Genomic DNA, 13,355 nt, shown 5'->3' with positions numbered 1-13,355 from the left:
GAACAGTGAGCCAGCCAGCGCAGCAGCAGGAACCGCCCGGAACCACCGATGCCATGGAGCCCACCCCCGACCACGGCGAGCAGTCCTACCGCGGGTCGGGACGACTCACCGGAAAGAAGGCGGTCATCACGGGCGGCGACAGCGGCATCGGCCGGGCTGTCGCCATCGCCTATGCACGGGAGGGGGCCGACGTCCTCATCAGCTACCTGGACGAGGACGAGGACGCCCAGGAGACAGCCCGGTGGGTGGAGGAGGCCGGGCGCAAGGCTGTCCTGTTCCCGGGTGACCTCGCCGATCCTGCGACGTGCCGGGCCGTGATCGACAGGGCCGTCCAGGAGTTCGGGAAGGTGGACATCCTCGTGAGCAATGCCGCCTTCCAGATGACACACGAGACCATCGAGGAGATTCCGGACGAGGAGTGGGACCGCACGCTGGCCATCAACCTCAGCGCGTTCTTCCACCTCACGAAGGCGGTCCTGCCCGTCATGCCGCCGGGCGGGTCCATCATCGGCTCGAGCTCGGTGAATTCCGACAACCCCGTGCCCACGCTGCTGCCCTACTCGGCGACGAAGGCCGGCATCGCGAACATGACGGCGTCCATGGCCCAGCTCCTCGCGGACCGCGGCATCCGGGCGAATTCCGTGGCGCCCGGCCCCATCTGGACCCCGCTCATCCCGGCCACGATGCCCGAGGACGAGGTGGAGAGCTTCGGCCAGCAGGTCCCGATGCAGCGGCCCGGCCAGCCCGCCGAACTTGCTGCGGTCTACGTCCTGCTGGCGTCCGACGAGGCCAGCTACGTCTCGGGCGCGCGCATCGCGGTCACCGGAGGGAAGCCGATCCTCTGAAGGCCCGCGGGCCCATCCGCGGCCGGACCGGCGACGAAGGACTCTCGGCATTCCCCGGGCGCTTGACAGTGGTCGTCCGGGGAATGCCGATGACCTACCCCGTGAACATCGGCAGGGGGGCGCCGGCAACTCCGGGCTTGACGGCGAACAGGGCTCCCGCCGCCGGCTCCGACCCTACCGGGATGTTCTCCTGTGTGGTGGTGATGAAGAGCGTTCCCAGGTCCGACCCGCCGAAAGCGCACGCGGTCACGTTCGTGACGGGCAGCGGGATGTGCTCCGAGAGCCTGCCCGAGGCGTCGTAGCGGGCGATGGCCCCGCCCCCGTAGAGCGCGGTCCAGATACCGCCCTCCGCGTCGATGGCCATGCCGTCGGGCATGCCGAGCGCGGGTTCGACGACGGCGAACGTGCGGCGATCGGTGAACCGCCCGGCAGCCACGTCGTAGGCGAGGGCATCGATCCTTCCCGTGGGGGTGTCGCTGAAGAACGCTGTGTCGCCGGACGGGGAGAAGTGGAGGCCGTTGGAGATGGTGGCGCCGGCCAGCACGGTGGACACCGAGAGGTCCGTGCCCAGGGAGTAGACGGTGCCCATGCCGAAACCGCCCTCCCAGCCCATCGATCCGCAGAGGAAGCGTCCTGCCGGGTCGCAGCCGCCGTCGTTCATCCGAACGGCCGCGTCGGTGAACGCCTCCGGTCCCTGCTGGAGGACCGAGAAGGCGTCGTCGGCGAACAGGAATCCCCGCTCGACCCCGACCACGTAGCCGCCCGACTCCCGGCCCCGGATCACGCCCGCGAGCCGCGGGTGCACGTCGTGGCGGTCGATGCTGCCGTCCTCGTGGCGTACCAGGACGTCACCCTCCATCATGTCCACCAGCAGGAGCTCGCTGCGGCGCGGGTCCCAGTACGGGCCCTCGCCGTGGAAGGTGCAGACGTCGGAGATCTGCTCGGCTTTCACTGTTCCTCCTGGTGGGTGGTGCGGTCTGGATGGCTCGAGCCGGTGTGCATGCCTGGCGGGACGGAGTCAGCCGTCCGAGGGTGCCGGGGTCGCGTCGGACAGTCCCACGCACGCCCGCGTCTGCCCGATCCTCGACACCGCGTCCCCGAGTTCCACGAGGACGGTGCTCGACGCCACCTCGTCCGGGTCGAAGAGGACCTCGACGGCGGGGTCGCGCCCGTAGGTGGTGGCGGTCCAGGCCGGGTCCCCCTCGCGGACCACCCAGTCGACGTCGTTCACGGTCACGCAGGGGTCGGTGGTCGGTCCGGGAACGGTCACCCCGCATCGCAGGACAACTTTCGAGGGATCCCCCCAGGCGGACGTCGCCTGGCTGGTCGTCTCGCGCTGATCGTTCTCGGCGACCGTCGGTGGCAGGGCGATCATCACGTCGGCGCACCGGGCGTTCGCGGCATCGTCGGCGGGGTCGACATCCACCGCGGAGGCACAGCCGGACAGCGCGAGAAGCAGCACCGCCGCGGGCACCAGGCGGGTTCCGGCACGGGGGAGGGCAGGCATGGTTCCACCCTAGTAGGTGGCCCGAGCACCGGAGCGACACGACGGCGTCGTCCTCCCCGGAAAGCAGGGCTGGGAATACCGCCGACAGTAGGATTCGAGAGCCGCAGCCGGTCTCAGGCTGCTGTTCCACCCGCACCCCGCGCGTCGCCTTGCAGCCCGCCGGGGGCGAGAGCCCGAGCCGAGGACACATGAACGCGCCCCACACCCGCACCCCGACACCCGCCAGTACGAGGATTCTGTCCGGGGCCGCTGCCGCCCTCCTCGCGGGTGCGGTCCTCGCCGCACCGATGGCAGCGTCCGCGGTCGAACCCGAGCCGGCCCCCGTCCTGCCCGCCGTGGCCGGGCAGCAACCCGCGGTGGTGCAGCAGCCGCAGCCGGCCGCCACCTTCGTCGAACCGGCTCCGCCCGCCGGCGATCCGACGGCGACGTCGGGTATCGACCCGGAAACCGGTTTCGCCATCAACGCACGCACCGGATTCCTGGTCCACCCTGCCACCGGCTACCTGATCGAGCCCGGAACCGGGAACCTCCTGTTCGCCGACACCCTCATCTACACGAACCTGCGCTACGACGAGGTCACGGGCGAGGCCGTAGAGGTCGACGGCGAGGTCGCCGCTCCGGTTCCGGGTCCAGGGGGGACGACGCCGCCCCCGTCGCCGACAGCACCAGCGACAGCACCGGCAACGGCGACGGCGACGGCACCAGCGTCCGCGACGGCAACGGTGTCCGCCGCTGCATCGGTGTCGCCCTCCGGTACGCCTGCCCCGGCCACCGAGGCGCCCGCCGCCCCGGTGGCTCCGGCCGAGACGTCCTCGACGAGCGCGACCCCGCGGGCAAGCCGCCCCGGCACGCCCACCGCCGCCGGCACGGCCCAGGCGGTGCAGGAGGCACGGACCTCGTCCCCGGCCCCGGCAGCGTGGATCGGCGCAGGGATCCTCGCAGTCGCGCTCGGCGTCGTCGCGGTCCTCGCCGTCCGCCGGCGAGGCCGGCACCAGTCCTGAGGCGCGGGAGGCGCCCGTCCTGGTACCGGACGGGCGCCTCCCGCGCTGCGGAAACGAGGACCCGGCCGTGCCCTGCTCCGGCGACGCCGGTTCCGCCCGGTAAAGTGCAGGACGTGAAGAATCTCTTGGTGACCGGCGGCGCCGGCTTTATCGGGTCCAATTTCGTCCACTACCTGATGGAGCACACGGACGCCTCCGTCACCGTCCTCGACAAGATGACCTACGCCGGCAACCATGCGTCGCTGGAGGGGCTGCCCGGCGACCGCTTCGAACTGGTCGTCGGGGACATCGCCGACGCCGCCGTCGTCGACCCGCTGACCGAGCGCGCGGACGCCGTCGTGCACTACGCGGCCGAGTCGCACAACGACAACTCGCTGCACGACCCGCGGCCGTTTCTCGAAACGAACATCATCGGCACCTACACGCTGCTCGAAGCCGCGCGCCGGTACGGGAAGCGGTTCCACCACATCAGCACCGACGAGGTCTACGGCGACCTCGAACTCGACGACCCGGCGCGCTTCACCGAGGACACGCCCTACAACCCCTCGAGCCCCTACTCCTCGACGAAGGCAGGGTCGGACCTGCTCGTACGGGCATGGGTCCGCTCCTTCGGCGTCCAGGCGACCATCAGCAACTGCTCCAACAACTACGGGCCGTACCAGCACGTCGAGAAGTTCATCCCCCGTCAGATCACCAACGTGATCGACGGCGTCCGCCCCAAGCTCTACGGCGAGGGCCTGAACGTGCGGGACTGGATCCATGCGAACGACCACTCGTCGGCGGTGTGGACGATCCTCACCACGGGCGAGATCGGGCAGACCTACCTGATCGGCGCGGACGGCGAGCGGAACAATAAGGACGTCGTCGAACTCATCCTCACGGAGATGGGCCGGCCCGCCGACGCGTACGACCACGTGGTGGACCGCGCCGGACACGATCTGCGCTACGCCATCGACTCCACCAAGCTGCGCACCGAACTGGGCTGGACCCCCGAGTTCCACCACTTCGAGCAGGGCCTGCGCGACACCATCGCCTGGTACCGGGACAACGAGGACTGGTGGCGCCCGCAGAAGGCCGTCACCGAGTCCAAGTACACCGAGCTGGGGCAGTAAGGCCATGGGACCCGCCTTCTCGAAGCCCCTTGCTGCCCGCGAGACGCCGATCCCCGGCGTCATCCTCTTCGACCTCCCTGTCCACGGAGACAACCGGGGCTGGTTCAAGGAGAACTGGCAGCGGACCAAGATGACCGCGGCAGGCCTCGCCGACTTCGGTCCCGTGCAGAACAACATCTCCTTCAACGAGACCGCCGGCACCACGCGCGGCATCCACGCCGAGCCGTGGGACAAGTTCATCTCCGTCGCCACGGGACGCGTGTTCGGGGCGTGGGTGGACCTCCGCGAGGGCCCCTCCTTCGGTGCCGTCTTCACGGCCGAGCTCGATCCGTCGACGGCGATCTTCATCCCGCGCGGGGTCGGCAACGCCTTCCAGACCCTGGAGGACGGCACCGCCTACACCTACCTCGTCAACGACCACTGGTCCGCCGACGCGCAGGACCAGTACGTGTTCCTCAACCTCGCCGACGAGACGGCAGCCATCGACTGGCCCATCCCGCTCGCCGACGCGGAACTGTCCGAGAAGGACCGGAACCACCCGCGCCTCGCCGACGTAACGCCCCTCGCGCCGCGCAGGACGCTCGTCGTGGGCGCCGACGGGCAGCTCGGCAAGGCGCTGCGCGCCGCACTCGCCGGCCACCCCGCCGTCGAGTTCGCAGGGCGCGCCGAACTCGACCTGCTCGGCGGGACCCTCGACGACGCACGGCCCTGGGCGTCCTACGACACGATCATCAACGCCGCGGCCTACACCGCCGTCGACACCGCGGAGACGCCCGAGGGCCGCAGGGCCGCCTGGGCCGTCAACGTCGCGGGCGTCGCCGCCCTCGCCCGGGTGGCCAGTGCCCACCGTCTGACCCTGGTCCACATCTCCAGCGACTACGTCTTCGACGGGTCGCAGGAACTCCACGACGAGGCCGAGCCCTTCAGCCCGCTCGGCGTCTACGGACAGACCAAGGCCGCGGGTGACGCGCTCGTCGCCACGGTGCCCCGCCATTACATCCTGCGCACGAGCTGGGTGATCGGCGAGGGCAACAACTTCGTCCGGACGATGGCCGGCCTCGCGGGCCGCGGCATCTCGCCGAGCGTCGTCGACGATCAGATCGGACGCCTCACCTTCACGGAGGACATCGCCGCGGCGATCCTGCACCTCCTGGCCACGGCGGCACCGTTCGGCACCTACAACGTCACGAACGACGGCGACGCGCAGAGCTGGGCGGAGATCGCCGCCGACGTGTACGCCCTCTGCGGCAGGGACCGGGCGGACGTCACCGGTGTGAGCACGGAGGCGTACTTCGCGGGAAAGGAAGCGGCGCCGCGTCCGCTCCTGAGCACGCTCGACCTTTCGAAGCTCAAGGCGGCGGGTTTCGCTCCGGCGGCGTCGTCGGACCGGCTCTCCGCGTACGTCGCGGCGCTGACGACGGCGTGAGCCGGCCCGGCCGCCCCGGACCGCAGTGTCGGCCGCGCACCGTACGGTAGGCATCATGACCGAGACCTCGCAGCGCCCCGCTGTCAGCGACCTGAGTGAGGGCCAGTTGCTCGCCCGGATCTTCCCGCTGCTCGGCCCGGCCACCGGGACGGTGGTCGGCCCGGGTGATGATGCCGCGGTGCTGGCCGACCACGGCGGACCGGTCGTGGTGTCCGTGGACACCCTCGTCGAGGACCACGATTTCCGGCTGATGCGGGTCAACGGCTTCCGGACCACGGGCTACGACGTCGGCTGGAAGTCCGCCGCCCAGAACCTGAGCGACATCAACGCGATGGGCGGCAGGGCGACCGCCCTGGTGGTGAGCCTGACCCTTCCGCCGCAGACACCCGTGGACTGGGTCGAGGACTGCGCGCGCGGACTCGCCGCCGCCATTCGCGGTCTCGGTGCCGCCGGATGCTCCGTCGTCGGCGGCGACCTCGGGGGTGGCGGCCAGCTCGTGATCACCGCGGCGGTCACGGGAACGCTGGAGGGCCGGACCCCGGTCCTCCGTTCCGGAGCGCGAGCCGGCCATACCGTCGCTGTGGCCGGGACGCTGGGCCGCGCCGCAGCGGGCCTGGCCATTCTGGAGGACGGCCGCCCGGTCGAGGACTTCGGCTCGCCGGGGCAGGATCTCGTCGCCGCCCAGCTGCGCCCCTGCCCACCGCTGGGTGCCGGTCCTGCGGCTGCGGCCGCCGGAGCGAGCGCGATGCTTGACATCTCGGACGGCCTGGTCCGCGACGCCGGCCGGATCGCGACCGCGAGCGGGGTCCAGCTCGACCTCGATCCGGACGTCCTGCAGAAGTATGCCAATCCGCTGGCGCCGCTGGCGGAATTGCTGGGGGAGGACCCGATGGCCTGGGTGCTCGGCGGCGGTGAGGACCACGGGCTCCTCGCCACCTTCCCGCAGGACGCCCTGCTGCCCCCCGGGTTCACTGCGGTAGGCTCGGTAGTGCCGGGCACGCCGCAGGTGACACTGGAGTCGCAGGCGACAGCCCTCGGGGGATGGGATCACTTTGCAGACTAAAATCACCGCGAACGCCGTGGCGATGAAGCGCTGGTTGAGCAAGGCCGAAGAGTCCCTCGGCAACCACAGTGACCGCCTCAATGCCATCAACATCTTCCCCGTGGCCGACGGCGACACCGGCACGAACCTCTACCAGACCGTCCGATCCGCGGCGCAGGCAGCCCACGAGGCCGGGACCTCGGACCTCGGAGAGCTGCTCGCCATCGCGGGCAGGGCCGCCATGGAGGATGCCCGCGGCAACTCCGGCACCCTCTTCGCCGTCTTCCTCGCGGCGTTCGCCGAGCCACTGCACGGAGCCACCCGTTTGACGTGCACGCTCCTGGCGTCCTCGCTGCACCGCGCGCAGATCCGCAGCTGGTCTGCGCTCAGCGATCCCGTCCCCGGCACCATGCTCTCGGTCCTCGAGTCGAGCGCGCGGGGTGCCGCCGAGGCTGCGTCAGGACACTCGGGCGACGACAGCAACCACGCGCTCGCGCTGGCCCTGAGGGGCTGTGTGCAGCACGCGCTGCTGGCGGTCGTGCGGACCGAGAGCCAGCTCGGTCCGCTCACCCGCGCGGAGGTGGTCGATGCCGGCGGTGTCGGTTTCCTGCTGGTCCTCGACGCGCTCCGTGCGGCCGCGCTCGGCGAGGAGCTGCAGGACGAGCTGCTCGACGGGCTCCACGGCTACGACATCCAGGCACCGCACATCCACGACGGCGGCGACGCCGAGGGCGTCGAGGTCATGTGCACGATCAACCTGAGCCCGCTGGATGCCGCGACGCTCCGCCTGCACCTCGACGAACTGGGCGATTCTGTCATCATGAGTGCCGTCACGGCGGTGGAGGAGGGCTACCGCTGGCGCGTCCACGTGCACGTCCCGGACCCCGGTCCTGCCCTCGCCCTCATCCACGCCGCAGGCACGCCCGTCAACATCTCGGTGACGCAGCTCGCCGCTCCCACCGTGGGAGCCGAGGCCGGTGACTCCTGACGCGGCGCGGTCGGTGACCGCATCGGAGCTCGACGCACCGCTCGACCGGCACCTCGGGCCGGTCGCGAAGCAGCTCGCCAAGCATTTCGGCATCACCACCGTGGGCCAGCTGCTCAACCACTTCCCCCGCACCTACCTGAAGCGGGGGGAGCTGACGCCCATCGCGGACGTCCCGGTCGACGAGGAGGTCACGCTGATCGCCCGCGTGCAGTCCGCCGCGTCGCGCCGGATGCACACGCGCAAGGGGATGCTGCTCGAGGTGGTGATCACCGACGACGCCGACGGCCGGCTCGGCGGGATGAACCTGACGTTCTTCAACGGATTCGCCGCCGCGCGGGACCTCAAGCCCGGCGTCCGCGCCATGTTCTCGGGCAAGGTGACCGTGTACCGCGGGAAGCTCTCACTCACCAATCCGCGGTACGCCCTCCTCGACGAGGGCGACGACCCCGAGGACGTCCACCGGCCCATCCCGGTCTACCCGGCGGTGGAGAAGCTCGGCAGCGACCAGATCGCGACCGCGGTCGGGATCATCCTCAACACGCTGCGGCTCTCGGACCTCGATGATCCCGTCCCGGCGTCGATCGCCCGGCGCGACAAACTCCTGAGCCTCGCCTCGGCCTACGAACTCGTGCACCGGCCGCTGCAGGTCGAGGACGCCTTCCGCGCCCAGCACCGCTTCCGGTACCAGGAGGCATTCGTCCTCCAGGCTGCCCTCGCGCGGCGCCGCGCGCTCGCGGCCCGGGAGGAAGCGACGGCCCGGCCGCCTCACGGGGGAGGCCTGCTCGACCAGTTCGATGCGCGGTTGCCCTTCACCCTCACGCAGGGCCAGCTCGACGTCGGCCGGACGCTCGCCGAGGACCTTGCGCGCGACCACCCGATGAACCGGCTGCTGCAGGGGGAGGTCGGCTCGGGCAAGACCCTCGTGGCGCTGCGGGCCATGCTGCAGGTCATCGATGCCGGCGGGCAGGCGGCGCTCCTGGCGCCCACCGAGGTCCTGGCCGCCCAGCACCTCCAGTCCATCACCCGGACGCTCGGACCGCTCGCCGAGGGCGGGATGCTGGGCGGTGCCGCGGACGGCACACGCGTGGTCCTGCTGACGGGCTCGATGTCCACGGCGCAGCGCAAGAGGTCGCTCCTCGACGCCGCGTCGGGTGAGGCGGGGATCGTCATCGGGACCCATGCCCTCCTGTCCGACAACGTGGAGTTCTTCGACCTCGGCCTGATCGTCGTGGACGAGCAGCACCGTTTCGGCGTGGAGCAGCGGGATTCCCTGCGGACCAAGGCCCGCACCTCCCCGCACGTCCTGGTCATGACGGCGACACCCATCCCGCGGACCGTCGCCATGACGGTGTTCGGCGACCTCGAGACCTCGACGCTCTCCGAACTGCCCGCCGGCCGTTCGCCCATCGCCACCCACGAGGTGGGCCTCACCGAGCATCCCGCCTGGATGGACCGGGTCTGGTCGCGGGCGCGCGAGGAGATCGACGCCGGCCGGCAGGTGTACGTGGTGTGCCCCAAGATCGGCGACGACGGGAAGACGGAGGAGGACGCGCCCGAGGCGCTCTACGCGGAGCCCGCGGCGGAGCGGAAGCCCGGCGGGCAGCAGGAGCTCACCAGTGTCGTCGGACTCGTCGAGTCCCTGGGCGGGATCCCGCAGCTCAAGGGCGTCGCGAGCGGCATGCTGCACGGGCGCATGGACCCGCAGGACAAGGCGGACGTGATGTCGCGCTTCGCCGACGGCAGCGTGCAGCTGCTGATCGCGACGACCGTGATCGAAGTGGGCGTCGACGTGCCGAACGCGACGCTCATGGTCATCATGGACGCGGATCGCTTCGGCATCTCCCAGCTCCACCAGCTGCGGGGCCGCATCGGCCGTGGCGGCCACGCGGGCACCTGCCTGCTCGTCACGAAACTGGAACCCGGGCACCCGAGCCGTGAGCGGCTGTCCGCCGTGGCCTCCACGACCGACGGATTCGAGCTGTCACAGAAGGACCTCGAGCTGCGGCGGGAAGGGAACATCCTCGGGGCCTCGCAGTCCGGTGGCCGCTCGGCGCTGCGCTTCCTGAGGATCACCCAGCACGGCAAGGTCATCGAGAAGGCGCGCGCCGATGCACAGGAGATCGTCGCGGGTGATCCCGACCTGCACGACTACCCGGGGCTCTCGCTCGCGATCGACCTCTACCTGAACCCCGAGAAGGAAGCGTTCCTCGAGAAGGGATGAGGAACGAGCGCTTCCGCACCTGCGGGGGTAGCATCCATCTCATGACGCAGATACGGGTGGGCGATGCGGCGCGGTTCCTCGGTGTCAGTGACGACACCGTCCGCCGCTGGAGCGACGGTGGCATCCTCGGCAGCACGAAGGATTCCTCCGGCAAGGTCGTGGTCGATGCGCTGGAACTCGCGCGGCTCGCCCGGCGGAACGCCGTCCTGCCCGGGGATCCGTCGGACATCGGACGGTCCGCGCGGAACCGGTTCGTCGGCATCGTCACCGACATCATCACGGACACCGTCATGGCGCAGGTCGAACTCCAGTGCGGGCCGCACCGCGTGGTGTCCCTGATGAGCAGTGAGGCCGTCCGTGACCTCGGGCTCACCGAGGGGTCCGTCGCGATCGCGGTCGTCAAGGCCACCACCGTCATCATCGAGACCCCGGGCGGGAAGGCGTGAGGACGCGGCCCTCCCGCTTCCGGCTCCTGGCCCTCGCCGCGCCCGCCGTCGTCGTGCTGGCCACCGGCTGCGGGAGTGACGCTGCTGCGGACGGGAGCCCCGAGCGGACCGGCGCGGTGGACGGCGCCATCACCGTCTTCGCCGCGGCATCCCTCACGGCGCCCTTCACCGACCTGGCTGAGCGGTTCGAGGAGGCACACCCCGGCGCGGACGTCACGCTCACCTTCGCGGGCTCGTCCGACCTCGCCACCCAGATCACCGAGGGCGCGCCCGCCGACGTCTTCGCCTCCGCCGACACGAGGAACCTGGAGCGGGTCGCGGGTACGGAGCTGCTCGCCGGAGACGCGGTCCCGTTCGCCACCAATACCCTCGAACTCGCCGTGCCCTCCGGCAATCCCGCAGGGATCTCGTCCCTTGCGGACGCCGCCCGGCCCGGCGTGAAGACGGTCGTCTGCGCGCAGCAGGTCCCCTGCGGGGCAGTGACGGCGCAGGTCGAGGAGGCCGCGGACGTCGACCTGACGCCGGTCAGCGAGGAGTCGTCCGTCACCGATGTCCTGGGGAAGGTGGTCTCCGGAGAGGCGGATGCAGGCCTCGTCTACGTCACCGACGTCCGGGCGGCCGGGGATGCGGTGCTCGGCATCCCCCTTCCCGAGGCAGCCGGTGCGACGACCACCTACCCCATCGCTGCGCTCTCCGGGAGGAAGGACACAGCAACGGCGCAGGCCTTCGTCGACTACGTGCTCGGGGCGGACGGGCGGGCAGTGCTCGGGGCGGCTGGTTTCGGTGCGCCCTGAACCGGCCCGCCGTCGAGCACCCCGCCCGCCGGCCGCCGGCACCGGGGATGCGCGGTGAGCGGCGCGAGCCTGCCCCGCTGGGTGGTGGCGATCGCCGTCGTGGGCGGCCTGTTCGTAGTCCTGCCGCTGGTGGCTCTGGCCCTGCGGGTCGACTGGCCCCGCTTCGTCCCCCTCGTCACGTCGGAGAGCGCGCAGGCGGCGCTCCTGCTCAGCCTGAGGACCTCCCTCACGGCCGCGTTCCTCTGCGTCGTGGTCGGCGTGCCCATGGCCCTCGTCCTCGCCCGGACGTCGTTCCGGGGACAGCGGCTCGTCCGGTCGCTCGTACTCCTACCGCTGGTGCTCCCGCCGGTGGTCGGCGGTATCGCCCTGCTCTACACCTTCGGGCGGCGCGGACTGCTCGGCAGCAGCCTCCACGCACTGGGCATCGACATCGCCTTCTCCACGACGGCCGTCGTGATGTCGCAGTCCTTCGTGGCGCTGCCCTTCCTCGTCCTCAGCCTCGAAGGGGCACTCCGCTCGGCCGGCACGCGCTACGAGGCCGTCGGGGCGACCCTCGGAGCGGGGCGCTGGACGGTCCTCCGGCGGATCACCCTCCCCGTCGTGCTGCCGTCGCTCGTGTCGGGGACAGTGCTCTCCTTCGCGCGGGCACTTGGCGAATTCGGGGCCACGCTGACCTTCGCGGGCAGCCTCCAGGGCACCACGAGAACGCTCCCGCTGGAGGTCTACCTGCAGCGGGAGACGGACCCGGACGCCGCCGTCGCCCTCTCGCTCATCCTCGTCGGAGTGGCCATCGCCGTCGTCGGCGTCGCACACCGGGTCCGGCCGCTCGGGGGCAGCGCGGTGCCGTCCAGCCGGCCCGCGAACGACCGCGCTCCGGTCCGCTGATGGGCTTCACCTTCACGGCGACCCTCCCTGAGCGGGGTTTCGACGTCTCGTTCGAGTTGGCCCCGGGGGAGACGCTCGCAGTCCTCGGCCCGAACGGGGCGGGGAAGTCCACCCTGCTCGACCTGGTGGCGGGGCTCCTGGCGCCGGCTGCGGGCCGGGCGGAACTGGACGGCACGCTCCTCTTCGACGTCGGGGCCGGCCGGCGCGTGCTGACCGAGCCACGCCACCGCGGTGTCGCGCTCCTGGCGCAGGAAGCGCTGCTGTTCCCCCACCTCACGGTGCTGGAGAACGTCGCCTTCGGTCCACGGAGCCGCGGGCAGCACAGGTCCGCAGCACGGTCGACGGCGCGGCACTGGCTCGAACGCGTCGGCGTCGACGACCTCGCCTCCCGCAGGCCCGCCCAGCTGTCGGGCGGGCAGGCGCAGCGCGTCGCCGTCGCCCGGGCGCTGGCCGCCGACCCGTCGCTGCTCCTGCTCGACGAGCCGCTCGCGGCACTGGACGTCAGCGTCGCCCCGGCCCTCCGCACCCTCCTGCGGGAGGTCCTGGCCGAACGCCCGACCATCCTCGTGACGCACGACCCGCTCGACGCCTTCCTGCTCGCGGACCGGGTGCTCATCCTCGAGGGCGGAAGGATCGTCGAATCGGGCGCCACAGGGGACGTCCTGACACGCCCCGTGACCGGCTTCGGCGCGCGCCTCGCCGGCCTGAACCTCGTACCGGGGCGGCGGACGACGGCGGGATTCCGGGCGGACAACGGGCTGGAGGTACCGCTGGAGCATGAGACGCCGGTCGGAGCGCGCCTCGCCCTCGCCGTGCGCCCGGTCAGCGTCGGGGTGTCCCGGACAGCGGAGGCCGGTGCGGGGTGGAGCTGGATCGGAGCGGAGGTCGACGACATCGAACACCGCGGCGACCTCGTGCGGGTGCATGCGGCGGGGCTTGCGGCCGACGTCGCGCCGGCGGCCGCCGTCGGGCTCGGAATCGCTCCCGGCGTGCGGGTCTTCCTCGGCGTCCGTCCCGCGGATGCAACAGTCTACCCGGTGGACGGGACCGGTCTGCGAAGTCCCGCGGGCGGACGATAGAGTCGTCAG

General features: G+C 71.4%; 13 protein-coding genes. 11 read left to right on the top strand and 2 right to left on the bottom strand.

All coding sequences use genetic code 11. The features are described from left to right. The first annotated feature begins 5 nt into the window (after window positions 1–5). A complete protein-coding gene (locus tag ACX80H_RS02915; protein ID WP_459310898.1) occupies window positions 6–845 on the top strand; it encodes an SDR family oxidoreductase in 840 nt (279 codons plus the stop codon). Between the two features lie 94 nt (window positions 846–939). On the opposite strand, the gene ACX80H_RS02910 is transcribed toward ACX80H_RS02915, so the two are convergent. After that, window positions 940–1,797 (bottom strand): SMP-30/gluconolactonase/LRE family protein, encoded by an 858-nt coding sequence (locus tag ACX80H_RS02910; RefSeq protein ID WP_459310897.1) that lies wholly within the window; start codon window positions 1,795–1,797, stop codon window positions 940–942. Window positions 1,798–1,863: 66 nt separating this feature from the next. Beyond that, window positions 1,864–2,352, bottom strand: coding sequence for a DUF3515 family protein (locus ACX80H_RS02905; RefSeq protein WP_459310896.1), 489 nt, complete (start codon window positions 2,350–2,352; stop codon window positions 1,864–1,866). Between the two features lie 188 nt (window positions 2,353–2,540). On the opposite strand from ACX80H_RS02905, the gene ACX80H_RS02900 reads away from it, so the two are divergent. From ACX80H_RS02900 to ACX80H_RS02855, 10 genes are all read left to right on the top strand, one after another. Next, window positions 2,541–3,353, top strand: coding sequence for a hypothetical protein (locus tag ACX80H_RS02900; protein WP_459310895.1), 813 nt, complete (start codon window positions 2,541–2,543; stop codon window positions 3,351–3,353). Between the two features lie 113 nt (window positions 3,354–3,466). After that, entirely contained in the window at window positions 3,467–4,465 is a 999-nt protein-coding gene (gene rfbB / locus ACX80H_RS02895; RefSeq protein WP_459310894.1) for a dTDP-glucose 4,6-dehydratase, read from the top strand. A 4-nt stretch (window positions 4,466–4,469) separates the two neighbouring features. Continuing rightward, window positions 4,470–5,891: a sugar nucleotide-binding protein gene (locus ACX80H_RS02890; RefSeq protein ID WP_459310893.1), complete on the top strand. Its 1,422-nt coding sequence runs from the start codon at window positions 4,470–4,472 to the stop codon at window positions 5,889–5,891. A 55-nt stretch (window positions 5,892–5,946) separates the two neighbouring features. Then, a complete protein-coding gene (gene thiL / locus ACX80H_RS02885) occupies window positions 5,947–6,954 on the top strand; it encodes a thiamine-phosphate kinase (RefSeq protein ID WP_459310892.1) in 1,008 nt (335 codons plus the stop codon). A gap of 22 nt (window positions 6,955–6,976) precedes the next feature. Further along, on the top strand, window positions 6,977–7,921 hold the full coding sequence (locus tag ACX80H_RS02880; RefSeq protein WP_459313352.1) for a DAK2 domain-containing protein: 945 nt from the start codon (window positions 6,977–6,979) through the stop codon (window positions 7,919–7,921). Further along, window positions 7,911–10,142: an ATP-dependent DNA helicase RecG gene (locus tag ACX80H_RS02875; protein ID WP_459310891.1), complete on the top strand. Its 2,232-nt coding sequence runs from the start codon at window positions 7,911–7,913 to the stop codon at window positions 10,140–10,142. Before ACX80H_RS02880 ends, ACX80H_RS02875 begins: the two co-directional genes overlap by 11 nt. Window positions 10,143–10,183: 41 nt before the next feature. Next, window positions 10,184–10,588 (top strand): TOBE domain-containing protein, encoded by a 405-nt coding sequence (locus ACX80H_RS02870; RefSeq protein ID WP_459310890.1) that lies wholly within the window; start codon window positions 10,184–10,186, stop codon window positions 10,586–10,588. Then, window positions 10,585–11,382: a molybdate ABC transporter substrate-binding protein gene (gene modA / locus ACX80H_RS02865; protein ID WP_459310889.1), complete on the top strand. Its 798-nt coding sequence runs from the start codon at window positions 10,585–10,587 to the stop codon at window positions 11,380–11,382. Before ACX80H_RS02870 ends, modA begins: the two co-directional genes overlap by 4 nt. A gap of 54 nt (window positions 11,383–11,436) precedes the next feature. Further along, window positions 11,437–12,267, top strand: coding sequence for an ABC transporter permease (locus ACX80H_RS02860; RefSeq protein WP_459310888.1), 831 nt, complete (start codon window positions 11,437–11,439; stop codon window positions 12,265–12,267). Beyond that, complete coding sequence (locus ACX80H_RS02855; RefSeq protein ID WP_459310887.1) at window positions 12,267–13,346, top strand: sulfate/molybdate ABC transporter ATP-binding protein; 1,080 nt, start codon at window positions 12,267–12,269, stop codon at window positions 13,344–13,346. The genes ACX80H_RS02860 and ACX80H_RS02855 overlap by 1 nt, the downstream gene beginning before the upstream one ends. Window positions 13,347–13,355: the final 9 nt, after the last annotated feature.

Source organism: Arthrobacter pasteuri (assembly GCF_054510955.1).
The sequence above is the reverse complement of the archived record's forward strand: the minus strand, read 5'-3'. Positions and strand labels throughout refer to the sequence as shown.

What these genes read in the sequence shown, in the direction of transcription:
- ACX80H_RS02905 (WP_459310896.1), bottom strand. Translation starts at nt 2,352, where the DNA reads ATGCCTGCCCTCCCCCGTGCCGGAACCCGCCTGGTGCCCGCGGCGGTG.
- ACX80H_RS02900 (WP_459310895.1), top strand. Translation starts at nt 2,541, where the DNA reads ATGAACGCGCCCCACACCCGCACCCCGACACCCGCCAGTACGAGGATT.
- ACX80H_RS02890 (WP_459310893.1), top strand. Translation starts at nt 4,470, where the DNA reads ATGGGACCCGCCTTCTCGAAGCCCCTTGCTGCCCGCGAGACGCCGATC.
- thiL (WP_459310892.1), top strand. Translation starts at nt 5,947, where the DNA reads ATGACCGAGACCTCGCAGCGCCCCGCTGTCAGCGACCTGAGTGAGGGC.
- ACX80H_RS02880 (WP_459313352.1), top strand. Translation starts at nt 6,977, where the DNA reads ATGAAGCGCTGGTTGAGCAAGGCCGAAGAGTCCCTCGGCAACCACAGT.
- ACX80H_RS02870 (WP_459310890.1), top strand. Translation starts at nt 10,184, where the DNA reads ATGACGCAGATACGGGTGGGCGATGCGGCGCGGTTCCTCGGTGTCAGT.
- ACX80H_RS02855 (WP_459310887.1), top strand. Translation starts at nt 12,267, where the DNA reads ATGGGCTTCACCTTCACGGCGACCCTCCCTGAGCGGGGTTTCGACGTC.